Below are 20620 nucleotides of genomic sequence, written 5' to 3'. Positions count from 1 at the left end.
CCTTACCGGCGGCAAACCCCTCACCCTGCCCTTCGGGCTTCCCTCTCCCCTCACGTGGGGAGAGGGAGATACGCAACACGTTCAAAGTGTTGCGTCACTAATTTCGTTACTCCACCTTCTTCACCGCGGTCACTTCAATCTCGACGAGAAAGGCCGGATTGGCCAGCCCCGCAACCTGAACCGTGGTCCGGGTCGGCTTGTTCGGCTGCTCGGCCGTGCCAAAGTATTTCGAATAGGTCTTCATCATGCCGCCGAAGTCCATCTTGCCGCCCATGGCCGGATCGCCGACCAGATAGACCTTCATATTAACGACATCGCCAAAGCCCAGCCCTTCCGCCTGAAGCGCCGCTTCGATGCGTTTCAGCACCGATTCGGTCTGGACCTCGGTATTGCCGAACTGGTCCGTCGTGCCGGCCACCGGTCCCGGCACCATGCCCGACAGATACACCGTCGAATATCCCGGCGGCACAGAGATCGACTGGGCGATCGGAAAGCTGCCGGCATAGGTGCGCTTGACCTCGACGGCCGGCGCCACTTCGACGTCCTTGAGTTGCGTGACCTTCATCTCGCCCTCGCCGTCGCTGTAGATGAGACAGCCCGACAGGATCGGCGCCAGGGCCAGGGCGGGAACAAATTTCAACAGGGACATCTTAATCTCCTCAGGCAGTGAGCGAGCGCTGGCGCTCGGCAATCAGGTTGACGACGCGGTGAGCGGAACAGAAGGCGCCCTGCTGCCACGAACTGACAAAACTCAGGTGGTCGCCGGCGAAATAGATGGGACCGTCCGGCTGCGACAACAGATCGTAGGCGGCGCGGTCGGTATCCGAGAGAAAGGCGGCCAGACCTTGCGAATAGGGAATCTGGGTCCAGTTGACAATGGCAGGATGCTTCATCGCACCGCCCATGCCGGGATGCAGCCGATCGATGGTCTCGCGGGCATAGGCGACCTGTTCGCTCATGGTGCGCTCGCCCATACGGCCGTTGAAGGCATAGCCGGCAATGATCACGCCCTCGGCGGCATGAAAACGGTCGGACGGATACCAGGTGGCAAACGTATCGCGGTCGGTGAAGCTCAGGCCGCCATAGATGTGGTCCTTGCTTTCCCAAAAGCGCGGCGACTGAAAGGCGATCTTGTAACCGCCGACATTGATGCCCTTGTTCTTCTCGATGGCAGCCTTGACCGGCTTGGCGAAATCGCTTTCTATCCCCGCCAGAACCGGCAAGGGCACAGTGCAGATGCAATAGTCGGCCGACAGGACCTCAGCCTGGCCGGTGACCTTATCGAAGTAGAAGATATCGACGCCCGCCTTGCCCTTTTTGCTGGTCTTGCGGATGCGTTTGACCTCGCAGCCCTTGCGGATGACATTGCCCAGTCTGGCTTCGAAGGCGGCGGGAATCCGGTCCATGCCGCCGACCGGCTGCTGCATGGTCGCCTGGAAATCGGCGGCATCGGCAAAGGTCGAGACGGCCTGCACAAACGGATCGCCGACCACATTCAGCGGCAGGGGCGGTTTCGGCTTGGGCGATTGCGCCCCGGCGGCGGGTTCGACCTCATAGCCCGACGGATCGGCGCCCTGATAGGTCAATTGTTCGCTCAGATGGCCCCAGGTCGACAGGCCTTCCATCAGCCGGTCCTTGTCGTCACCGGTGAAGGTCTGATCCAGCGCCCCGGCCTTGCCGACCTTGGCCAGCAGTTCGGCCATGTGACCGCGATAGTCGAAGATGGCCTGGCGCATCTCGATCGGCTTGCCGCCATTCAGCCGGTCGACCTGGATGCGGGCGCGGCCGGACCAGTTGACCTCGGTTTCCATGGCGACGCCGAATTCGCGGCAATAGCCGAGCGTCGCCTGGTGGTGGGCAGGAATACGGGCCGGGCCGGCATTGAAATACTGACCGTCTTCGAAGTCGCAGATCTGTTTCGTGCCGTTGGTATAGACGATCTCGGAGCCGCGGCGGACGGTCCAGTTGCGGCCGCCGGCGCGGTCGCGCGCCTCCAGGATGGTGCAGTGATATCCCGCCTTGCCCAGTTCGTAGGCCGCGGCCAATCCGGCCGGTCCGGCACCGACAATCGCCACCCGCACGCCGGCGCCTGAACCGGGCTTCAGGTCTGGCATGCCGGCCCAGGCCTCGCTGCCCGTCAGCCCCAGGGCATGGAGCGCAGCATAACCGCCGGCAAAACCCGCCACTGCCGTAAACCGCGCCAAAATCTGCCGTCGTGTCGTCATGTCCAGCCCCTTTGTTGCAATCGAAACCGCACGCTATCGCAGGTGCGAGAGTCTGGCTACTGCAAACATGTGCCGAATTTCGGCAGGATTACGCCAATTCGAACGGCTCCAGCCCGGCCAGGCGTAACGCCTTGGGACGATCCGGGATCTGGCGTGGCGTCACGCCGCGGACTTCGTCGGCCACGTGCTGGATGTGGTCCGGCGTGGTGCCGCAGCAGCCACCAAGGATATTGACGATGCCGTCCTTGGCCCATTCGTGCAGTTCGTGCGCCGTTTCGTGCGGCTGCTCGTCATACTGGCCCATGGCGTTGGGCAGGCCCGCATTGGGATAAGCCGCCACCAGGCAGTCCGCCACCCGTGCCAGTTCGGCGATGTGCGGCCGCATCAGATCGGCGCCCAGGGCGCAGTTGAAGCCGACCGCAAAAGGCTTGGCGTGCCTGACACTGTTCCAGAAGGCTTCCGCCGTCTGGCCAGACAACGTGCGGCCCGACCGGTCGGTGATGGTGCCCGAAATCCAGATCGGCAGGGTCTCCTGCCCCTCGTCTTCCAGATCCAGGATGGCCTTGATCGCCGCCTTGCAGTTCAGCGTGTCGGTTATGGTTTCGATCAGGTAGAGGTCGACCCCGCCTTCGTACAGCGCCTGGACCTGCTCGCGATAGGCTTGATAGACCTGATCGAAGGTGACCAGGCGCGCGCCGGGATCGTTCACGTCCGACGACATCGAAAGCATCTTGTTCAGCGGTCCGATCGAGCCGGCGACAAAGCGCGGCTTGTGCGGCTCCTTGGCCGTCCATTCGTCAGCCACCTTGCGAGCGATGCGCGCCCCTTCCAGGTTGATGTCGATACAGTCCTGCAGGGACAGGCGGTAATCGTCCTGGGCAATCGTGGTCGCCGAGAAGGTATTGGTTTCCGAGATATCCGCCCCGGCGGCGAAATACTGATGGTGCAGGTCGGCAATGACGTCCGGCCGCGTGATGCACAGAATATCGTTATTGCCCTTGAGCTGGCCGTCGTGCGCCGCGAACCGTTCCCCGCGGAAATCGGATTCGTCCAGACCGCGGCGCTGGATCATCACCCCCCACGATCCGTCCAGGATCAGAATGCGCTCTTTTGCTGCCTGTTTCAGGACGGCGATACGTTCAGCGATATTGGCGGCTCGGCTGGTCATGCTCTACTTCTTTGCAGCTTACTTTTTTGCATTTTCTTGGCGGGCCAGTTCGGTTTCAAAATCGGCTCTGGCCTGGGCGACGTACTTGGGGAACTCGGTCGAATCGACAAAGGGCTGGGCCTTGTCTTCCGGATACTTGATCGTCTTCTGCTTCTGGTACTTGTCCTCCAGACTGGCGAAGGTCGGATGGCTGGACAGGAAGATATCGGCCGAAATGGTCTCCAGGCGATCGAAGGCGATACGGTAGTCACGGACGATATGGGGATAGGTGGCGTTGTCGACCAGGACATTGCCGGCCACGCTCACCGACGACGCAAAAACCACACGCCGCGGCTGACCATTGTCCAGCGCAGTCAGTGTCCAGGTGGTGGCGCCCTTGGTATGACCCGGGGTCAGCCGCGCCATCAAGGTCGAATCGGCCAGGGTGATGGTACCGCCCTCACCCACGATGCGGTCGACCTTGACCGCCGGGAAGGTCGACGCTCCATAGATATTGTCGCCTTCATGCTGGCCGGCTTCCAGGGCCGTGCGGTCGGCGACGCTGGCCACCAGTTCCGCGCCGCTGTCGGCCTTCAGCCGGGCCAGGCCGCCGACGTGATCGTAATGGGCGTGAGTCTCGACGATGTATTTGACGTCCTTGATGTCGAAGCCAAGCGTCTTGATATTGTCCTCGACGATCGCCGCCCCGTCTTTCGTGGCGCCATCGATCAGGAAATGGCCCTCGTCCGTCGTGATCAGATAGACCCCGATACCCGCAGTGCCGACATACCAGACGTTGTCAACGATATGATAAGGCTCGTGCGGCGCGCTCCACGACGGATCGCCGTCGGCAAGGGTCGGCGAGGCAAGGATCAGACCGAGGGCAGCGAAAGAGAAAAATAGCGGTTTCATAATGGCGTGGCCTTTAGAGCGCATCCCGAAAAGTGTGACGCACTTTTCGGATAAAGATGCGCGTTAAAACAAAAAACTTTAGAGCGCCGATCCGATTCTGCCGGATCGAAGCGCGCTCTAAAGTGCAGCAGCTTTCAATCCAAGTATGCGACATATGGCAAAAACAAGGTCAGCGCGATTCAAAGTGTAGAAGTGGAAGTTTTCGACGCCCTCGCGCTCCAGCTCCAAGCATAGCTCAACGGCCACCGCCGACGCCAGTAACTTCCGCGTCTCGGCATCGTCGTCAAGTCCGGCAAACAGCGATTCGAGCCACTGCGGCACCTGGGCTTCGCAGGCCGCCGCCATACGGCGCAGCCCCTTGAAGTTGGTGACCGGCATGATGCCGGGCGTCAGCTCGATCTCAATACCGGCGTCGAAAACCGCATCGCGGTAACGCAGGTAGGTTTCCGGCTCGAAGAAGAACTGGCTAATACCGCGCGTGGCGCCGGCATCGACCTTGGCGCGCAGGACATCGAGATCGAAGTCCAGGCTGGGCGACTGCGGATGCTTCTCCGGGTAGACTCCGATACTGACCTCGAAATCGCCGATGCGCTTGATGGCGGCGGTCAGTTCGGTGGCGTTCTGGTAGCCGTCGGGCCGCGGGGTATAGTCGCCCCAGCCCGAGGGGGGATCGCCACGCAGGGCTACGATATGGCGCACCCCGGCCTCCCAGTATTCGCGGATGACCTCGTCGACCTCGTCGCGCGACGCTTCGACACAGGTGAGATGCGCAGCCGGTTTCAGCGCGGTTTCGTCCAGGATGCGCTTCACCGTGCGATGGGTGCGCTCGCGCGTTGAGCCGCCGGCGCCGTAAGTCACCGAAACGAAGTCGGGATCCAGTGGTGCCAGCCGCGCGATCGATGCCCACAACGTCTCCTCCATCTCCTCGCTCTTGGGCGGGAAGAATTCGAACGAGACCTTGAGGTTGCCGCTGGTCTGGCTGAGCGAGCGGGCGATCGGGGCCAATCGTGGGTTCAATCGAGGATTCAGGGCGGGGCTCATTTGAAGGCAGTCCAGATAGTGACGGTCAAACCGCCTGGTGTTTCGGGTTGCATATGCTGAATCGTGGCGGGCGTCAGACCGGCCGCGCCCAGCCAGGCCGCCATGTCGCCTTCGGCGACACCCAGGCGGCGGTGATTGTATTTCTCGCGCATGATTTCAAGCTCGTGGTGGGCGAAATCGACGATCAGCAGCCGGCCGCCCGGCTTGAGCAATCGCCCGGCCTCTGCCACCGCCTGGCGCGGATCGGTGAGGAAGTGCAAGACCTGATGGACGACAACCAGATCAGCGCAGCCCGCCGGCAGGCGGGTGTCGCCGATATCGCCGTGGCGGAACTCGACCGTGGTCAACCCGGCTTCGTGGGTACGTGATCGGGCCAGGTTCAGCATGTGCTGTGACAGGTCGACGCCAACGGCCGTCTTGGCCTGGCCTGCCAACAGCGTCAGCATGCGGCCCGAACCTGTGCCCAGGTCGATCAGGTGGTGATAGGGCTGCTGTCGCGCGAGATCGACCACGACGGCCTCGACATCGGCGTCATCGATGTAATGGCTGCGAATCTCGTCCCACTGCGGCGCGATGGTTTCGAAATAGCTTTCGGCCGACGCCCGCCTGGCGCCGCGCACGGCTTCCAACTGGCGCAGGTCCCCGGCATGGGCGGCGCCCATCAGTTTCAGAATGGTGTCGACCAGAGGACGAACCGTCGGCGAGGACGACAGGCGATAGAAGACCCAGGCGCCATCGGGAAAGCGCTCGATCAGGCCCGCCTCGGCCATCAGTTTGAGGTGGCGCGAAATGCGCGGCTGGCTTTGGTCGAGGATAGAGACCAGTTCCATCACCGACAGCTCTTCGCGCGCCAGCAGCCGCAACAGGCGCAGACGCGTCGCCTCTCCCGCCGCCTTGAGGGCGTCGAGCAGGCTGTCAAAATCGGCCACAGGATGGAGCGCATCAGTCATATAATCATATAAAGATATCTTTATATGATTTTGCAAGTGCTTTTATCTCCGGGCGCGAAATTTCGCCCCGGCGACCTGCGTCAGCATAACACATGGAAGTTTTGCGCGCCTGTCTCTATATTCCTCTTAGCCCCCGTCAGAAAATAATTGAATCGGCGCGCAGCATGACTTTCAAGAGTTTGCGCGATTGCATCCGAATTGATGAAGCGATTATTTTCTAACAAACGCTTAGCAACGAAAAGGACGATTGTCATGGCCCGCAACGGCGTCAAACTGGGAACGGCTTTGCTGCGCGGCCTTGGCCGCAAGTGCCCGTGCTGCGGCGAAGCGTCGGCCTTCCGGGGCTATCTCAAGGTCGTCGATACATGCCCCAGTTGCGATACGCCGCTCAGCCTCTATCCGACCGATGACGGCCCGGCCTATTTGACCATGCTGTTGATTGGCCACGTGATTATCGCCCCGGCCTTCTTCTTTCCGGTGGTCTGGCAAGAGCCGCAGGTGACGATTCCGATCCTGATAGGCTCTATCGGCGCATTGACCCTGGCGGCCCTGCCTTTCGTCAAGGGGGCCTTCCTGGCTCTGCTGTGGTACCTGGGCCTGAAACACGCGCGGTGAGCCTTAACCGCTTGACTTCGTTCGCCAACAGCGCGAAGTCATAGGTCCATTTCACGCAACAGGGAATCCTGCCATGGCTCACAAGTTTGAGATCCGCAAGAATAAGGCCGGCGAGTTCGTCGCCTACTTCGTCTACAACAGCGAGACGATTTTCTGGACCGAAGGCTATGCTTCCAAGGCCTCGGCCAAGAACGCCATCGAATCGATCAAAAAGAACGGCCCACCTGCTGAAACCGAAGACAAGACGGTCGACTAAAAAAGGCGCCCCGCGGGGCGCCTTTATCGTATCAAGCCTGAAGACGCCTTCAGGCCATGTTGATCGCGTCCTGGATCAGGGCAATCGCGCCTTGCGCCTCTTCCGTACAATCCATCGACAGACGGTCGATTTCTTCCTGGGCGAAGCTGCGCATCAGCAGCGCCGCCTGGGGCGAAAGGGCCATAAGGGTGCGTGTAGACGCGCGGGCAAGGGCCAGGGCGGCATCGCCGTCAACAAGATTGGCCGTGTCGCGGGCGACCGCCAAGGCATACAGACGGGAGGCCACATTCGGGGAGGAATTAGCCATTATTCTCTTTTTAGGCATGGGGTGAAAACGAACTCGAACTCAAATCATCCCGACACGGCGCAGACACACACACGCTCATCGAGACCATAACGCTACGCTGGGTCTTGTAAGTCTGTCATTATAGCCAGGATTGTGACCAAAGGGGGACGATAACCAGTTACCGTTTTTTTGCAGGCAACTGTCATCTCTTTGTAATAATTGGAATAGCGCGCCTATAGCGCGATATTCTGTTAAAAATTTCAAATTTACTGAAGATTATCCTGTGATACCGTTATCAAAACGAATTCTATTTCAACTTTAGGGAAATTTTACAGCACCTACAGAACCGCCGTTAGGTCAATAAAGGCGAGATTATGGCAAAAATCGCGCAGACGGGAAACATGGCGGCCTGTAAGCGTTTACGGGCTTAACGGTTTGCAGAAACCTGTCACGTTTTCAGAAACCCGCTGATCAGGCCACCCAGGCCGTCTTTACCGCCCAGGCCACCCAGAACATCCCCCAGATTGTCAGGAAGCTGACCATTGGGGGTCAAACGATTGATCACCTCGGGCAGCAGGGCTGGCAACTGCGTCGCATCAATGCCGAACTGGCCGGCCAGTTGCTGCACGGACTCTGATCCCAGCACCGCCTGGAGCTGATCGGCAGACACCGGCAGATTGGCACCGGTGCTGATCCACGACTGAACCAGATCGCCCGCGCCGTTGTGCTGGAATTTGGCGACCAGGTCCTGAAGACCGCCATTCCCCAGGGCACCCGTGACCTGGCTCATCAGATCGCCGGCATCACCGCCCGAAAGTGCGCCCAAAGCGTCGTCAAATAGTCCCATGGTTTTTATCTCCTGTCCGTAAAACGCAATTAAGACCGCTGGCCGCCCCAGCACAACAAAAAACCCGGCCGCCGGGCCGGGTTTTCATCAACAAAAGGTGAAGGCCTTATCCGATCGACATTAACCGATTTTCTGGGCCAGGCGCTCCTGGCCGTCGCGGATCAATTGCGCCGCCGCATCGGGCTCGACCCAGCCGATGACCTTGGTCGACTTGTTCTTTTCCAGGTCCTTGTAGTGAGCGAAGAAGTGGGTGATCTGCTCGATCAGAATGCCAGGCATCTGACGATAGCTGGCGACATTGGCGTAATAGGGGTGCAGCTTGTCGACCGGCACGGCCAGGATCTTTTCATCGCGGCCGGCTTCGTCTTCCATGACCAGAGCGCCAATCGGACGCGAGCGGATGACCACGCCCGGATAGACCGGGGTCGGCCCGACCACCAGGATATCGCAGGGATCGCCGTCGTCGGCCAGGGTATGGGGGATGAAACCGTAATTACCCGGATAGAACATCGAGGTGTAGAGGAAGCGGTCGACGAACAGGGCGCCGGAATCCTTGTCCATCTCATATTTCACCGGCATACCGCCCGCGGAAATCTCGATGACGGCATGGATGTCCCAAGGCGCATTCGGGCCCACGGAAATTTTGTCGATATTCATTATACTCACACGCTAAGAAGCGAAGTTGGGGGAGGAAATCGAAAAGTTGCGCTTTCATAAGGGGTTGGTTTCTTTCGCACAAGCGAAGAACGCCATGAAAGTGCGCCTCCCGTCACATTTTGCGTAACAGTCCGTTACAAGCAGGCAGGCGACTCACCCTATGCATGAATCACGCCCCTGAAATGAGAGCCTCATGACCGTCCTGACCGCCCTACTCCACGCCATCAGCGACAACCCGCTCGATAGCTTCGCCCTGCTGGTCTTCTTTTTCTGCTGGCTGGGCTACGAGCCCTTCCTGCAGAAGATTTCGAAAAAATCGGGTTTTATCGTCAAGGATCTGAGCGTCGTCCGGTCGGCCTGGATGCGCGAAGCCACCCTGCGCGAGATCAAGCTGTTCGATTCCAACCTGATGGCCCACGCGGTCAATTCGGCGGCCAACTTCTCGTCGGCCAACCTGCTGCTGATCGCCGCGGTCGGCGGCGTGCTGTTCAGCGGCCAGGTGCCGCTGACCACGGCCAAGAATCTGGGCTTCGACGTCTCGACCGTGCTGCTGTTCCAGATGAAGCTGGGCCTGATCGTCATCTGCCTGGTGCGCGGGCTGCTCGACTTTATATGGGCGACCCGCCAGATGAACTATACGGCCGCCGCCATGGGCTCCCTGCCCGACCGCATGGACGAACGCACCGGACGCGAGTTCGCCGCCGCCATCACCAATATCGTCGAACCGGCGATGTCGAGCTTTTCCCAGGGGGTACGGGGCTACTATTTCGGCCTGGCTTCAGCGGCGTGGCTGTTCGGTCCGGTTCCGTTGATCGTCGCCAGCATCGGCGCTATTTTTCTGCTGGGGTGGCGCCAGTCGCGATCGCAGTCGGCGCGGGGAATCCGGCGCCTGCGCGAACTGCTGGAGGAGCACCCCTACCCGACGGCGCCGCGCGAGTTCGATACCGCACCTGCGCAAAATACTGACAAAAATGCTGCGCCGCACAATTCGAAATCAAAGATGACCTGATCATTCGTCACGAAAATTTCCTGTTCCGTCCCCGAATTGTAACGATACGTGATCATACGATTTCTTTTTTTGACTTGCTTTATTTTGCACCGCAACCTATTCTGAGGTTGTTCGGTGCTTCGGCATCGATGCCCTTCCTGGGCGTTTCCTCCCTGTAAACTTGGCCGCGCTGTATAGCGCGGCCTTTTTTTTTTCGTACCTGACAGCGAAAAATTGTAATCGATTTCAACAGGTTTCAGGGCTTTCGATCGCCTGTCCGGGGCCATGGACTCTGGCGGTATGGTCCTACTCCACCAGACTCCGTGTCAGACTCCGGAAGACGCCGCGCAGCCGATCCAGCCCGCCATGCGGCTCAAGTGTAGCTTCGTCCATATAAATCGTCCTGTTGATCTCGATCTGCAAAGCCTCGACCCCCGCCTGCGGCCGGCCATAACGCTCGACAATGTAACCGCCGGCGAAAGGCTTGTTCAGCCCGACCCGCAATCCCGCGCCTTCCAGGACGGTCCGGACCTTGCGCACCAGCCAGTCCCCGCAGGAATCGCCGTGACGGTTGCCCAGTACGATATCCGGCCTGGGTCCCGTCAGCGAGGCCAGCGCCGAACTGGGCATGGAATGCCAGTCAATCAGCACCACCGGCCGGGCCAGGCGGCCGGCCTCGATCAAGAGGTCCTGCAAGGCCTCATGATAGGGGCCGTGGATCATATCAAGCCGCCGGTTGACCTCAGCCATGTCCAGCGGCGAGCGGTAGATCTCTTGGTCAGCGCTGAGCCGGCGGGCAATCACCCCGAAACCCGCCTTGACGCGCGCGCTCAGGGCCAGGGCGGCCTTGGGCAGTTCACCGCGGATCAGCCGTGCATCCAGTTCCAGCGGCGAGCGGTTGACATCGCAGAAGGCGCGGGCATAGCGACAGGCCAGGCCGTAGACTCCCAGGTCCGGCGACAGGCCGACCATGTCGTCGACATAGGCGTCCTCGCTGGAGCGCAGGGCGCTGCCCTTCTGGCGCGCCTCGGCAACGAAACTGTCGGGATAATACCGCCCGCTGTGGGGCAGGCTGAACACCACGGGCGCAGCGGCCGCGTGCGGACGCACCACGTCCACAGCTTTGTCCGGGGTGTGCACGAGGTGCCAGGGTATGGGGACGGCTTCATCCATATTAAGTGTCTAGTAGGACATTCCTGTCACGTCTTCACCCCAAATTTACTTAACCCCGCCAATCTTGCTGAATTCCATCCCATACCGGTGTAACCTCTGGTGCGGGAAGAAATCCGGTGTCAGGTTGGGCACAAGGGACGCATAGAGGTCGCATGAAAAAGATACTGCTCGCCGAAGACGAAGATTCCGTCCGCAGCTTCCTGTCGCGTGCCTTGCAAAGGGCGGGCTATGAGGTTGTCGCCTGCGCCGACGGCGACTCGGCCATCGAAGCGCTGGACCATGGCCCCTACGACCTGCTGCTGACCGACATCGTCATGCCGGGTGCAGATGGTATCGAAGTCGCCAAGAAGGCCGCCCTGGTTCAACCCGATCTCAAGATCATGTTCATCACCGGCTTTGCCGCCGTCGCGCTGAACGCCCAGAAGGCATCACCCAATGCCAAGGTTCTGGAAAAGCCCGTGCATCTGCGCGAAATCGTGACTGAGGTTGAACGTTTAATCGCGGCTTGATCTGTCGGAGCTTGCCACCCCTCAGATGTCTTTATGAATGGTGCTATCGCTTCGCTCCGTGAGCGCACGCACGAGATTATCACGGAAGTCGAGCACCTGATCGCACCTTCAGCGCCGAATGATCACGCCATAACCGCGTGACGCGACGCGTCGCGAACCATGACGGAAAGCTGCGCGATGATGTCGTTCGTATCCATCGAGATGTTGTCCAGATTTTTGCGCTGGTCGTTCGCTGTTCGCCGCTCACCTTTTTTTGGCGACACTGCCGATCACATAGTTCGCCGGAATGATCGATTCCGCCTCCCAGCATCCCGGCCGGCGCAAGGCCCGCGTCTTCTCAATGCCCGGTGCGGAATAGATCAGCCCCCTGCCGGTGCTGAACCAGCCGACCTTATGCTGGGTGGTGCCGATCGGAGCCAGATAGACGTCGGTCCGGCGCGCCCACAGGATCGCCTCGAACAGGTCAGCGCCGACCAGGTCGATAACCTCTGAACCCTTGGGCGCCTTGGCCTTGATCGTAGCGACGATTTCCTTGATCCGGTCAATCGTGCTCTGCCACTGGTCGGTGATGTAATCTTCGCCGACCGGACAGGTAAATCCGTCCAGCACGAAGACCGTCGAGGGATCCTGCTTGTGCAGCGCGGCAATGATTTTCACCACCTCCTGCTCCTGTCGGACCCACGACCGTGAACCGAAACGCAGGCCTATCCACACGACAGGCCGGTCAGCAGCCGTCGCCTGGCCGCCGACGTACTGCCGCGCCCGCGCCAGAAGCCTGTCCTTCAGACTGTCCGAGACGAAATAGCCGCCAGGCTGAAGCACCAGAAACGACGGGTCGAAGGGTTTCTCGTCGATCGTCGTCTTTTTCATGCTGTGCGCGTGGCGATCGGCAAACTCCGGATAGAGGTCGGAGATAGATCCGAAGAATTCCGTACCGAACGACAGGAGGCGATCGACATTGCCAGCCAGCCCGGCACTGACGAACCGGTCCAGGGAAGGGAAATGGTTCCACAGATGGTGGGCGAAATTGTCGATCTGCCCCATGGCCAGGACCATGTCGGTCTTAACGATCTCGTCCTCGTTCTGGCGGATTGCGGCATTGTAGCTTTCCGGATGGGCCGCCAGGCGTCGGATATGGACACCAAAGGTCCGCGCCATCATGGCCGGCGTCAGGAACTGGGCATTACCGGCGCAGAAATCCACGATGAGCGCCAGTTTCGGCACATAGGCGGCAATGACCTTTTGTCCGGCCCCGGCCGTTATGACGAAGAAAGGATTGGGTCCGCCGAACATATAGATGCCACGTCCGTAGAACAGCCAGCTATCACGCGCCTTGCGCATACCGCCATCGACTGGATTGCGAAATGCGAATTCGCGGTCCTCCACGATGCGGCCCTGGTAGGCGACGAAACGTTCGACGCCTTCCACGGTCTTCATGGCATCGTCGGAGGCAAAGTGCGATTCCATAAGGCGGGAAAACGCGCTGGAATAATTCAGATTGAAAAACGTCGCCATATACTTGCGCAACGCCGGCACGTCGACCATCGGATCGTTGTAGGGACCGCGAAGTTTCTGGACGTTCCGGAAGGCTTGCTGATCGCGAAGATAGAGTATGTAGGTTGGCAGGGAATATTGCCGCGCGAGCCGCGCATCCTCGACATCTATAGGTTCGCCCGCAGCCTGGGCACGCCAGAGCGCGCCTATGGCGCGGTAGGCATCGCTGCGACGGAAAGCTGGCAGGTCCGGGTCGGAGAGGAAATCATGTTCTACGACGATCGAAAGCCTGTCGGCCAGAGCCAGTACGTGTGCGCGATCCATTCTACCCACCCTCTCCCCACCCAAGTGCGACGCACAATAGTCTACCTTTGGGCGATTTCAAGCCACAATCTGTTAAGGCTGCCCGCACTCTCTTCTTTGTGAACATGAACGATCGTCTGACCGACCTACCATCATCACTTCCTTATTTTTTCAGCCCCTCGCGTTTCGTCTGCTCCGTTGCGGTTTTTGCCCCCTCCGACTTTCGCAGGAATTGGCGCGCCAAACAAAAATTCCGCACCGCAATATAATTCAAAATCTGGTGGTATCATGTTACATTGCGGCCCAAGCGGATGTCGTGCCATGGGTCAAATCTCTTGGAAACAGAGCACTTACGGACAGCGGCGTGAGGGAAAGAAGACACGGCCGGGACCTGAAACGACAAAAGGACCACCGGTATTCCGGCGGTCCTTTTGTAGAGAAGATGGTGGGCGCTACAGGGATTGAACCTGTGACCCCTACCATGTCAAGGTAGTGCTCTCCCGCTGAGCTAAGCGCCCATCTTCTTACGAGGTGGCGTGTATAGCCACGGCCATCGGGCTTGGCAAGCGCCCAGAGACGTTTTTTAGGTCGATTTCCACCGGAATTCTACATCAACGGCGCCAGCAGGGTCTCCGTCAGCCGGGAGGCCTGGGCATATTGCGCTTCGTTCAGGTCCTCATCGGCATCCATTTGGGCCAGCAGTCTCTCAGCATCGCGGTCGCCGCCATAGGCCGCCAGCAGGGCCCAGGCATAGGCCTTGACCTTGTCGACCGGCACACCCAGACCGGCATAATAGGCGCCGGCCAGCCGGTCCTGTGCCAGGGCAAAGCCCTGCTTCGCCGCGGCTTCGACCAAGGCAAGTCCGCGCGTCGTATCAACCTCGACGCCCTTACCCTCCAGATACAAGACGCCGAGATTATATTGGGCGGGTGCATAGGCCTGATCGGCGGCCCGGGCGTACCAGGTGAAAGCCTGGGGGTTGCTCTGCTCTACACCTTCGCCACTTTCGTACATGGTCCCGACATTGAACTGCGCAACGCCGTAGCCCTGCTCGGCCGCCTTCAGATACCAGGCGAAAGCCATTGCAACGTCGGGCGTGACGCCCATACCGTAGTCGTAGGCAACACCCAGATTATACTGCGCGCCGGCATAGCCCTTGTCGGCCGCCATGCGCGTCCAACGCAGCGCCTTGTCGTAATCCACAGCAACGCCGAGGCCTTTGCCATAGAGTACGCCCAGTTCGGTCTGGGCGACGACATTGCCTTGCAACGCCGCCTTTTCGTACCAGGCCAGGGCCTTGCCATAGTTCTGGTCGACGCCATTACCGGAGAAGAAGTTGTCAGCCAGCCGCAGTTGCGCCTCCGCATCCCCGGCTTGCGCCCGCGCGGTCAGCACGTCGATATCCATGGTTTCCGCCGTACGCAGGGCATCATCGCGCCCCGCCACCGGCTGCGCCGCCGCGACGCCCGCCGTCAAGCCCCCAAACCCGAGGCTCAAAGCCACTATAAAACCTGCCAGCACCCGTCGCATAGCCATACTCCCGTCACTACGGCGAGGATATGACGGCGCATGTCAGTTTTCGCCAGTAGCGGACCGGGCGCAAGGATGGTTTCCTTCGCAACCGCAACAAGAATGTCACATATTCCGTACAGTTTCGCAGGAAATTGAACCGATGCCGCGGGGTCAGGACACGGCGGCCCCTCAGGACGCCGGATTGACCAATCCGCTGGCCATGTTGATCGCGAGGTTCTTCTGCTTGTCGTTGACGGTTGCGCCCAAACCTTCGAGATAGGCCCCCGACCCGTCCTGGCCGGTCTCCACAGCCACCAACGCCCAGGCGTAGGCCTTGACCGGGTCGCGCGCCCCGCCACGGCCGGTCTCATAGCATTTGGCGATTTCGATCTGGGACTCACCGTCACCTTGCCGGGCTGCCATCAGAAACCAGTGGCAGGCTGTCAGCGGATCCACCGCCACGCCGGCGCCGTTAAGATAGGACAGACCGATATTGTACTGCGCCGGCGCGTAACCCTGGTTGGCCGCCTTGTAGAGCCAGTAGGCGGCGGTGGCGTCATCCTGCGCCGGGCCCTGGCCCTGGGCATACATCATGCCCAGATTGTACTGCGCCTCGACCACACCCTGCTCGGCGGCGGCATTGTACCAGTTGGCGGCCATGACAAAGCTTTGCGCCACACCCTGGCCTTCGTCATACATGACGGCGACATTGTACTGCGCCTCGGGCAGGCCCTGCATGGCGGCGCGCTGGAACCAGTCGAAGGCCTTGCGCGGGTCAGCGGCCACGCCCTCTCCGCTGTCGTAGATCACGCCCAGGCGGTACTGCGCCTTGGCGTCGCCGCGTTGGGCGGCCTGCTGAGTCTGGGCGAAGGTCATCTGGGCGGTCTGCGCCACCACAGGTGCGGCGCCGAACAGAGCCAAGGCCCCCAGCCAAGCCACCCATGTGCGATTCATTTCCGGCGATTCCCCAGTCCGTTTTGTGCAAACACTGTACGCCCTCTTTCTGGCAAATCCTAGGCCAGGTCTAGCTGAGCGTCTTGTCTGGCCGCATATAGTCATAGACAGCCAGTCCGGTATCGCGGTCGGCAAGAGTGCGCCACGCCTTGGCCTGCATGGCGGCGCGGGCGTCGTCCATGCCGTCGCGCCAGTGCGCCTGAACCGAGTTCCTCCAGAAGTCGAAGTCCTTCGATTGAATCTCATGGCGGTTCGCGCGGTTGATGATGTGTACCAGACTGACACGCCCCTCCCCTTCGAGCAGCGAAGCGTTGGGGCCACTGAAAAAATCCGCCGGCAGGTCGCCGCCGCACAGTCGTTCGCGATCGGCCTGCGACACGTGGTCGGCCAGGGCACGGATGGCGTGACGCAGCCGGTATTTTTCGAGGAAGGCATCGGTATTCATCCGTGTCCGCGACGAGTAGGTAATGTCCTTGATGCGCTCCTGGACCTCGTCCAGGGTCTGAGGAAGCGGACCTTGCGCGCTGAACAGATCAATCTGGAAGACGAGCGTGTCTTTCGCAACGCCGGAATCGAGCACGTAAGACAAGGGCGTATTTGAGACCAGGCCGCCGTCCCAATAGGCTTCGCCGTCAATCTCGACAGCCGGGAATCCGGGCGGCAGGGCAGCCGAGGCCATGACATGCTCTGGCCCGATCTTGCGGCCGGGTTCCTGAGTGTCAAAGTAGGCAAAATTGCCGGTACGGACATTGACTGCCCCCAGGCTGAGGCGGACCTTGCCGCTGTTGATACGATCGAAATCCACATGGCGCAGCAAGGTGTCCCGCAGGGGCCGGGTGTCGTAGAAACTGGTCGCTTCGGGTGTGCCCGGCCGGTTGAACCAGGGCAGGACAAACCACGGCCGGAACATCGCCTTGACCCCGGCGGCGAGGCTCAGGAAGCCGCTGAAACTGCGAAAGGTCAGACTTGACGGATCGCCCGGCACCAGACCGGCCAGGCTGCCACCGGGGATATCGGTGCTCATCTCGGCCCAGAATTCGCGCAGCCGGCCGACCCGGTCCTGCCGCGCATTGCCGGCGATGATGGCGGCATTAATGGCACCGATCGAGATGCCGGCGATCCAGTCAGGTTCAACGCCTTCTGCATGCAGCACCTCATAGGCCCCGGCCTGGTAGGCCCCCAGCGCCCCGCCGCCCTGCAGCACCAGCACGGTCTGCTCGTACGGCAGTTCCGGTTTTGGGCCGGACGGTTCTTCCTGTTCGAACGACATGTCTGCTCGCAAAAAGCCCGGCGCGAGAAAGGCGCCGAGCTTCATATTGCACCGCAACAGGAACGGATCAAGCCGTCAGTTCAAGGCATAGACCACGCAGGCCGTGGCCACCTTGCGGACCAGAGGCGGCGTCTGCAGAAACGGATTCTTCAGCGCCTGAGCCTCGATGTTTTCGGCCGAGAACCGGTTGATCTGAACACCTGGAATGCGTTGCAGGGACTCTGCAACATTGTTGTCCGGAAAGGCACCTATGTCGTCAGCCGTTACGGCATCGGCATAGCCGCGTTTGCGGTTGCCGCCAAGGTCGACCCCGCCATACGTGCCGGCATAGGGATCGTCCGGTTCCGACGACTCCGGCGGCGCCAGGATATCGGCATGGCAGGCGCGTCCGGTGGCATCGACCGTCAGTATCCGGCCCAGTGTGGCGCCGCTGGCGGTCGCTGCACCCTGGGCGCGAACCTTGGCATCCCTGATGGATTCCCTGTCCAGCCAGGCGATCAGCTCCTTGTCCGGCTGCAGCCAGAATCGGACATCGCTGGCCGAGGTTGGGGATGCCGCCATGACGCGACCATAGGCCGGCTGCAACTGGCTGATATCGCGCACCTCGACGGTGAGAGTTGCGGTGACCTCATAACCGGTGATCTTGTCGCCGCGGACGTTCTCGATGCGATTGCCGTCCTTGTCGCGATACTGTTCGTACTGAGCGCGCATGGCAAAGGCCGTGGACACGATGAGCTTATCCTTGCCCAGCCCTGCCAGGGACTGCTGCAGGCCGCGAGTGCGGTCGAAGGCCTGGGCCTGCGCCGCCTCGACCGTCTTGGCCGTGGTTAGAAACGTCGCTGAAAAGGCGGCACGATTTGCCGGGACTTCGGTGTAGACGAACCCGGTCTGGGTGATAACCTGGTCCTTCATCCACCAGGGTGCCTTGCCATAGTTGGCCGGCGGCGCCGTCTGGGCTGCGACCGAGGTGGTCGCCAGCGCCAGAAGCGCCGCCAAGGTGAGAAGCGGTCTCATGGTCAGTTCACCGCGTAAACGACACAGGCGCGCGCATCGATCCGTCGCAGCGGCGGCGTCTGGATAAAGGGATTTTTCAGCGCCTGGGCTTCAAGATAGTCCGCCGTGCCAGGCGCCGGAGCCATCGCCGGGGCTGGCGGCGGAGGCGGCGGGGCTACCGCGTAGGCGAAATTCCCGCGCGCCATCACCTCGGTCGCTTCGGTGTCATCGCCGGCGCCGTTGCCACCGCGGGCCAGGATGTCGGTTTCGCATGCCCGACCGGTCGGGTCGATCACCCGCACCTTGCCCAGGGTCCCGCCGGCTGCGGTGACGGCGTCTCCGGCGCGCTTGCGCGCGTCCTTGACGGCTTCGTTGTACATCCAGGTGTTCAGCTCATTGCTGGGTTGGAGGTTGAAATAGATGTTGGCCGTGGAGGTCGGTGACGCGGCAAGCACCAGGGCATAGGCGCGCTCCAGCAGGTTCATGTCGCGGACCTCGACCGAGATCTGGACCGAGACCTCATAGCCGTTGATCTTGTCAGCGCGCTGGTTCTCGATGCGGTTGCCGTCCTTGTCGCGATATTGTTCGTACAGCGTCCGCATGGAGAAGCTGGTGGTGACGCGGACTTGGTCCTTGCCCAGCCGCCCCAGCACTTCCTGCAAGGCGCGGGTCTTCTCGATCGACTGTGCCTGAGCCTTTTCGACCGTGTCGTCGACGCTCAGGAAATTGGCCGAGAAGGTGGCCCGGTTGGCCGGCACCTCGGCGAAGACGAAGCCCGTCTGGGTGATGACGCTTTCTTTCATCCACCACGGCGACTTGTCATACGGATAGGCCGACGCTGGCGCCGTCTGGGCAAAAGCCCCCTGTGCCATCAGCAGACCGGCAGCGGTGACCATCAAAAGTTGTCTCATAAGTTCCTCCCATCGTTGCGATTATAGGTTCCGGTACGGTGCCACTGCCCCTTCAACCGGCGGTAATTGGCCTCGCCGCCGCAAACGCCGCGAGCCAGCCTGTCAGCAAGGCCTGGCGGATCGTCTGAAGGCGCCAGGATCGCCGCGCACGCGGCGACCGAAGCGGCCTGTACGGGGCTGTAACTGTAGGTCGCCGTGGTTATCGGCATCAGATAGCCCGGACTGTCCTTGGTCTTGGGCATCCAGATAAAGTTTGTGTGGTAGCCGGCGGGTTTGGTGGCCATCGCCTCATAGCGAGCGGCTTCGACCGGGTCGGCGGCAACCCCATTGAGACCATAGCGCACGACAATCGCATAGGCGATCATGGCACGCTCATCGCCCCCATCGGCCAGCTCCCGCAGCCGTCCCGGGGAGGTTTGCAGGGCCAGGTCAATGTCCTGCGACCACAATTCCTGCGTCATCGGCGACACCGAGACGCACGCCGTCAAGCCCAGGAAGGCAGAGACCGCAGCCGGCTTTATACGAAACCCCATTTCCCCCTCCGGTTGCCGTCACGCTAGTCCGTCTTTGCGGCGCGATTTAGACCTTTTTTATCATGCTTAACGTGTTTTCGTATCGAAACCTTTCGCCGCTTTGCCTAGGCGTTGATGTATGCAAGATCCGGCGGCGTCTTTTTCCAGCCTAGACCCCATCTACCTGTTCATCGGGCTGGTCCTGATTCTGTGTGCCGTTCTGTGGTTCATGGTCCGCGATCTGATCGGTCACCGCCTGGACTGGTCGCGCCCCCTCACCCCGTTTCAGTACAAGCGACGCCTGGCGCGCCGCGGTGATGCCAGGGCCTGCGTCGCCTGTGCCGACATGCTGGAAAAAGGCACCGGCGGGGCACCGCGCCATCCCGAGCTTGCCCTGTCATTCCTTGATCAAGCCCTCTACATCTACGAACGCGATGCCAAAAAGGGCGACGGCTATGCCTGGCTGAAGATCGGCGAGATTCTCAGCCGCGGCCATCATGTGCACAACATGCCAAATTCGGCCGATCGCGCCTATCACAACGCCTATCTCTGCAATCTGGAGGCAGCTAAGGCGGGCGATATCAATGGCCTGGCCTTTGCCGGCTACCAGCTTCGGTTTGGTCTGGGCTGCGTCACTGACCTGCACAAGGCCATGGACTTTCTCGAAGCCGCCGCCAACCGCGGTCATGCGCCGTCGATCAAGTCGCTCGCCGAACTGCACCTGGTGGGCGTGCGCGGCAAGCCCGACCCGGTTTCAGCGGCGCGGTTGTTCCGCCAGGCAGCCGCCGTCGGCGACGCCGAAGCGCTGGAGCGTGTCGGCGACAACTTTCTCAGCGCCACGGGCGAACTGGCGTCGCGTGAACAGGCCTATTTCTGGTACGCCAGCGCCGCGCGCAAAGGGCGCAGCGCCGCCCAGCGCAAGATGGAACGGCTGGAGGAAACCTGGACGCCGAAACAACTGCGCGATGTCCAGGACCGGCTGCAGACCTGGGCGCCTGCCTAGTGTGCCGTCGCAGTGATTATGACTCTTTGAGCGACAGCTGATCGCATCGTGCTGAACATACT

At 60.9% G+C, this 20620-nt stretch carries 22 protein-coding genes and 1 tRNA gene; 5 read left to right on the top strand and 18 right to left on the bottom strand.

The window, feature by feature from the left end; translation table 11 throughout:
* Positions 1-106 precede the first annotated feature (106 nt).
* From ABI_RS06005 to ABI_RS05980, 6 genes are all read right to left on the bottom strand, one after another.
* Complete coding sequence (locus ABI_RS06005) at positions 107-649, bottom strand: RidA family protein (RefSeq protein WP_006271978.1); 543 nt, start codon at positions 647-649, stop codon at positions 107-109.
* A gap of 10 nt (positions 650-659) precedes the next feature.
* Positions 660-2225, bottom strand: a complete 1566-nt coding sequence (locus ABI_RS06000) for a flavin monoamine oxidase family protein (RefSeq protein ID WP_006271977.1) — start codon at positions 2223-2225, stop codon at positions 660-662.
* An 88-nt stretch (positions 2226-2313) separates the two neighbouring features.
* Positions 2314-3393, bottom strand: a complete 1080-nt coding sequence (locus tag ABI_RS05995; protein ID WP_006271976.1) for a homocysteine S-methyltransferase family protein — start codon at positions 3391-3393, stop codon at positions 2314-2316.
* Positions 3394-3411: 18 nt separating this feature from the next.
* Positions 3412-4284: a subclass B3 metallo-beta-lactamase gene (bla, locus tag ABI_RS05990; RefSeq protein ID WP_006271975.1), complete on the bottom strand. Its 873-nt coding sequence runs from the start codon at positions 4282-4284 to the stop codon at positions 3412-3414.
* 117 nt (positions 4285-4401) lie between these two features.
* Positions 4402-5325 carry a methylenetetrahydrofolate reductase [NAD(P)H] gene (gene metF, locus ABI_RS05985; RefSeq protein ID WP_050808209.1) on the bottom strand — a complete coding sequence of 308 codons (924 nt, stop codon included), beginning with the start codon at positions 5323-5325 and terminating at the stop codon, positions 4402-4404.
* Entirely contained in the window at positions 5322-6275 is a 954-nt protein-coding gene (locus tag ABI_RS05980; RefSeq protein ID WP_040308628.1) for an ArsR/SmtB family transcription factor, read from the bottom strand. The genes metF and ABI_RS05980 overlap by 4 nt, the downstream gene beginning before the upstream one ends.
* Before the next feature lie 252 nt (positions 6276-6527).
* Here ABI_RS05980 and ABI_RS05975 point away from each other — a divergent pair, with 252 nt between their 5' ends.
* On the top strand, positions 6528-6890 hold the full coding sequence (locus ABI_RS05975) for a DUF983 domain-containing protein (protein ID WP_006271971.1): 363 nt from the start codon (positions 6528-6530) through the stop codon (positions 6888-6890).
* Between the two features lie 73 nt (positions 6891-6963).
* Complete coding sequence (locus tag ABI_RS05970; protein ID WP_006271970.1) at positions 6964-7146, top strand: YegP family protein; 183 nt, start codon at positions 6964-6966, stop codon at positions 7144-7146.
* Positions 7147-7195: 49 nt separating this feature from the next.
* Here ABI_RS05970 and ABI_RS05965 read toward each other — a convergent pair whose 3' ends face one another.
* The 3 genes from ABI_RS05965 to ppa all read right to left on the bottom strand — a co-directional run bounded on the left by ABI_RS05965 (position 7196) and on the right by ppa (position 8936).
* Positions 7196-7453: a hypothetical protein gene (locus ABI_RS05965; RefSeq protein ID WP_040308627.1), complete on the bottom strand. Its 258-nt coding sequence runs from the start codon at positions 7451-7453 to the stop codon at positions 7196-7198.
* A gap of 427 nt (positions 7454-7880) precedes the next feature.
* Positions 7881-8279, bottom strand: a complete 399-nt coding sequence (locus ABI_RS05960; protein ID WP_006271968.1) for a YidB family protein — start codon at positions 8277-8279, stop codon at positions 7881-7883.
* 120 nt (positions 8280-8399) lie between these two features.
* Positions 8400-8936 carry an inorganic diphosphatase gene (ppa, locus tag ABI_RS05955; protein ID WP_006271967.1) on the bottom strand — a complete coding sequence of 179 codons (537 nt, stop codon included), beginning with the start codon at positions 8934-8936 and terminating at the stop codon, positions 8400-8402.
* A 193-nt stretch (positions 8937-9129) separates the two neighbouring features.
* On the opposite strand from ppa, the gene ABI_RS05950 reads away from it, so the two are divergent.
* A complete protein-coding gene (locus ABI_RS05950) occupies positions 9130-9945 on the top strand; it encodes a DUF599 domain-containing protein (RefSeq protein ID WP_006271966.1) in 816 nt (271 codons plus the stop codon).
* 285 nt (positions 9946-10230) lie between these two features.
* Here the strand turns inward: ABI_RS05950 and ABI_RS05945 are convergent, their stop codons facing one another.
* On the bottom strand, positions 10231-11097 hold the full coding sequence (locus ABI_RS05945; protein WP_083811398.1) for an N-formylglutamate amidohydrolase: 867 nt from the start codon (positions 11095-11097) through the stop codon (positions 10231-10233).
* 152 nt (positions 11098-11249) lie between these two features.
* Between ABI_RS05945 and cpdR the strand changes: the two genes are divergently transcribed.
* Entirely contained in the window at positions 11250-11606 is a 357-nt protein-coding gene (gene cpdR, locus ABI_RS05940) for a cell cycle two-component system response regulator CpdR (protein ID WP_006271963.1), read from the top strand.
* A 243-nt stretch (positions 11607-11849) separates the two neighbouring features.
* On the opposite strand, the gene ABI_RS05935 is transcribed toward cpdR, so the two are convergent.
* The 8 genes from ABI_RS05935 to ABI_RS05900 all read right to left on the bottom strand — a co-directional run bounded on the left by ABI_RS05935 (position 11850) and on the right by ABI_RS05900 (position 19576).
* A complete protein-coding gene (locus ABI_RS05935) occupies positions 11850-13424 on the bottom strand; it encodes a hypothetical protein (protein ID WP_006271961.1) in 1575 nt (524 codons plus the stop codon).
* Positions 13425-13846: 422 nt separating this feature from the next.
* A tRNA-Val gene (locus ABI_RS05930) sits at positions 13847-13921 on the bottom strand.
* A gap of 88 nt (positions 13922-14009) precedes the next feature.
* Positions 14010-14933 (bottom strand): tetratricopeptide repeat protein, encoded by a 924-nt coding sequence (locus ABI_RS05925; RefSeq protein ID WP_050808208.1) that lies wholly within the window; start codon positions 14931-14933, stop codon positions 14010-14012.
* Between the two features lie 171 nt (positions 14934-15104).
* On the bottom strand, positions 15105-15869 hold the full coding sequence (locus ABI_RS05920; protein WP_050808207.1) for a tetratricopeptide repeat protein: 765 nt from the start codon (positions 15867-15869) through the stop codon (positions 15105-15107).
* A 70-nt stretch (positions 15870-15939) separates the two neighbouring features.
* Positions 15940-17139 (bottom strand): patatin-like phospholipase family protein, encoded by a 1200-nt coding sequence (locus ABI_RS05915; protein ID WP_040308969.1) that lies wholly within the window; start codon positions 17137-17139, stop codon positions 15940-15942.
* A gap of 75 nt (positions 17140-17214) precedes the next feature.
* On the bottom strand, positions 17215-18153 hold the full coding sequence (locus ABI_RS05910) for an SIMPL domain-containing protein (RefSeq protein WP_006271956.1): 939 nt from the start codon (positions 18151-18153) through the stop codon (positions 17215-17217).
* Positions 18154-18155: 2 nt separating this feature from the next.
* Positions 18156-19043, bottom strand: coding sequence for an SIMPL domain-containing protein (locus ABI_RS05905; RefSeq protein ID WP_006271955.1), 888 nt, complete (start codon positions 19041-19043; stop codon positions 18156-18158).
* Positions 19040-19576, bottom strand: a complete 537-nt coding sequence (locus ABI_RS05900; RefSeq protein WP_006271954.1) for a hypothetical protein — start codon at positions 19574-19576, stop codon at positions 19040-19042. Before ABI_RS05900 ends, ABI_RS05905 begins: the two co-directional genes overlap by 4 nt.
* Before the next feature lie 118 nt (positions 19577-19694).
* Between ABI_RS05900 and ABI_RS05895 the strand changes: the two genes are divergently transcribed.
* Positions 19695-20558: a tetratricopeptide repeat protein gene (locus ABI_RS05895; protein ID WP_006271953.1), complete on the top strand. Its 864-nt coding sequence runs from the start codon at positions 19695-19697 to the stop codon at positions 20556-20558.
* Positions 20559-20620: the final 62 nt, after the last annotated feature.

Source organism: Asticcacaulis biprosthecium C19 (genome assembly GCF_000204015.1).
Classification (GTDB): domain Bacteria; phylum Pseudomonadota; class Alphaproteobacteria; order Caulobacterales; family Caulobacteraceae; genus Asticcacaulis; species Asticcacaulis biprosthecius.
Note: the sequence above shows the minus strand (reverse complement) of the source record. Positions and strands in the feature narration are given on the sequence as shown.

Excerpts from the sequence above, each read along its gene's own strand:
- ABI_RS06005 (WP_006271978.1), bottom strand. The coding sequence starts at position 649 with ATGTCCCTGTTGAAATTTGTTCCCGCCCTGGCCCTGGCGCCGATCCTG.
- ABI_RS06000 (WP_006271977.1), bottom strand. The coding sequence starts at position 2,225 with ATGACGACACGACGGCAGATTTTGGCGCGGTTTACGGCAGTGGCGGGT.
- ABI_RS05995 (WP_006271976.1), bottom strand. The coding sequence starts at position 3,393 with ATGACCAGCCGAGCCGCCAATATCGCTGAACGTATCGCCGTCCTGAAA.
- bla (WP_006271975.1), bottom strand. The coding sequence starts at position 4,284 with ATGAAACCGCTATTTTTCTCTTTCGCTGCCCTCGGTCTGATCCTTGCC.
- metF (WP_050808209.1), bottom strand. The coding sequence starts at position 5,325 with ATGAGCCCCGCCCTGAATCCTCGATTGAACCCACGATTGGCCCCGATC.
- ABI_RS05980 (WP_040308628.1), bottom strand. The coding sequence starts at position 6,275 with ATGACTGATGCGCTCCATCCTGTGGCCGATTTTGACAGCCTGCTCGAC.
- ABI_RS05975 (WP_006271971.1), top strand. The coding sequence starts at position 6,528 with ATGGCCCGCAACGGCGTCAAACTGGGAACGGCTTTGCTGCGCGGCCTT.
- ABI_RS05970 (WP_006271970.1), top strand. The coding sequence starts at position 6,964 with ATGGCTCACAAGTTTGAGATCCGCAAGAATAAGGCCGGCGAGTTCGTC.
- ABI_RS05965 (WP_040308627.1), bottom strand. The coding sequence starts at position 7,453 with ATGGCTAATTCCTCCCCGAATGTGGCCTCCCGTCTGTATGCCTTGGCG.
- ABI_RS05960 (WP_006271968.1), bottom strand. The coding sequence starts at position 8,279 with ATGGGACTATTTGACGACGCTTTGGGCGCACTTTCGGGCGGTGATGCC.
- ppa (WP_006271967.1), bottom strand. The coding sequence starts at position 8,936 with ATGAATATCGACAAAATTTCCGTGGGCCCGAATGCGCCTTGGGACATC.
- ABI_RS05950 (WP_006271966.1), top strand. The coding sequence starts at position 9,130 with ATGACCGTCCTGACCGCCCTACTCCACGCCATCAGCGACAACCCGCTC.
- ABI_RS05945 (WP_083811398.1), bottom strand. The coding sequence starts at position 11,097 with ATGGATGAAGCCGTCCCCATACCCTGGCACCTCGTGCACACCCCGGAC.
- cpdR (WP_006271963.1), top strand. The coding sequence starts at position 11,250 with ATGAAAAAGATACTGCTCGCCGAAGACGAAGATTCCGTCCGCAGCTTC.
- ABI_RS05935 (WP_006271961.1), bottom strand. The coding sequence starts at position 13,424 with ATGGATCGCGCACACGTACTGGCTCTGGCCGACAGGCTTTCGATCGTC.
- ABI_RS05925 (WP_050808208.1), bottom strand. The coding sequence starts at position 14,933 with ATGCGACGGGTGCTGGCAGGTTTTATAGTGGCTTTGAGCCTCGGGTTT.
- ABI_RS05920 (WP_050808207.1), bottom strand. The coding sequence starts at position 15,869 with ATGAATCGCACATGGGTGGCTTGGCTGGGGGCCTTGGCTCTGTTCGGC.
- ABI_RS05915 (WP_040308969.1), bottom strand. The coding sequence starts at position 17,139 with ATGTCGTTCGAACAGGAAGAACCGTCCGGCCCAAAACCGGAACTGCCG.
- ABI_RS05910 (WP_006271956.1), bottom strand. The coding sequence starts at position 18,153 with ATGAGACCGCTTCTCACCTTGGCGGCGCTTCTGGCGCTGGCGACCACC.
- ABI_RS05905 (WP_006271955.1), bottom strand. The coding sequence starts at position 19,043 with ATGAGACAACTTTTGATGGTCACCGCTGCCGGTCTGCTGATGGCACAG.
- ABI_RS05900 (WP_006271954.1), bottom strand. The coding sequence starts at position 19,576 with ATGGGGTTTCGTATAAAGCCGGCTGCGGTCTCTGCCTTCCTGGGCTTG.
- ABI_RS05895 (WP_006271953.1), top strand. The coding sequence starts at position 19,695 with ATGCAAGATCCGGCGGCGTCTTTTTCCAGCCTAGACCCCATCTACCTG.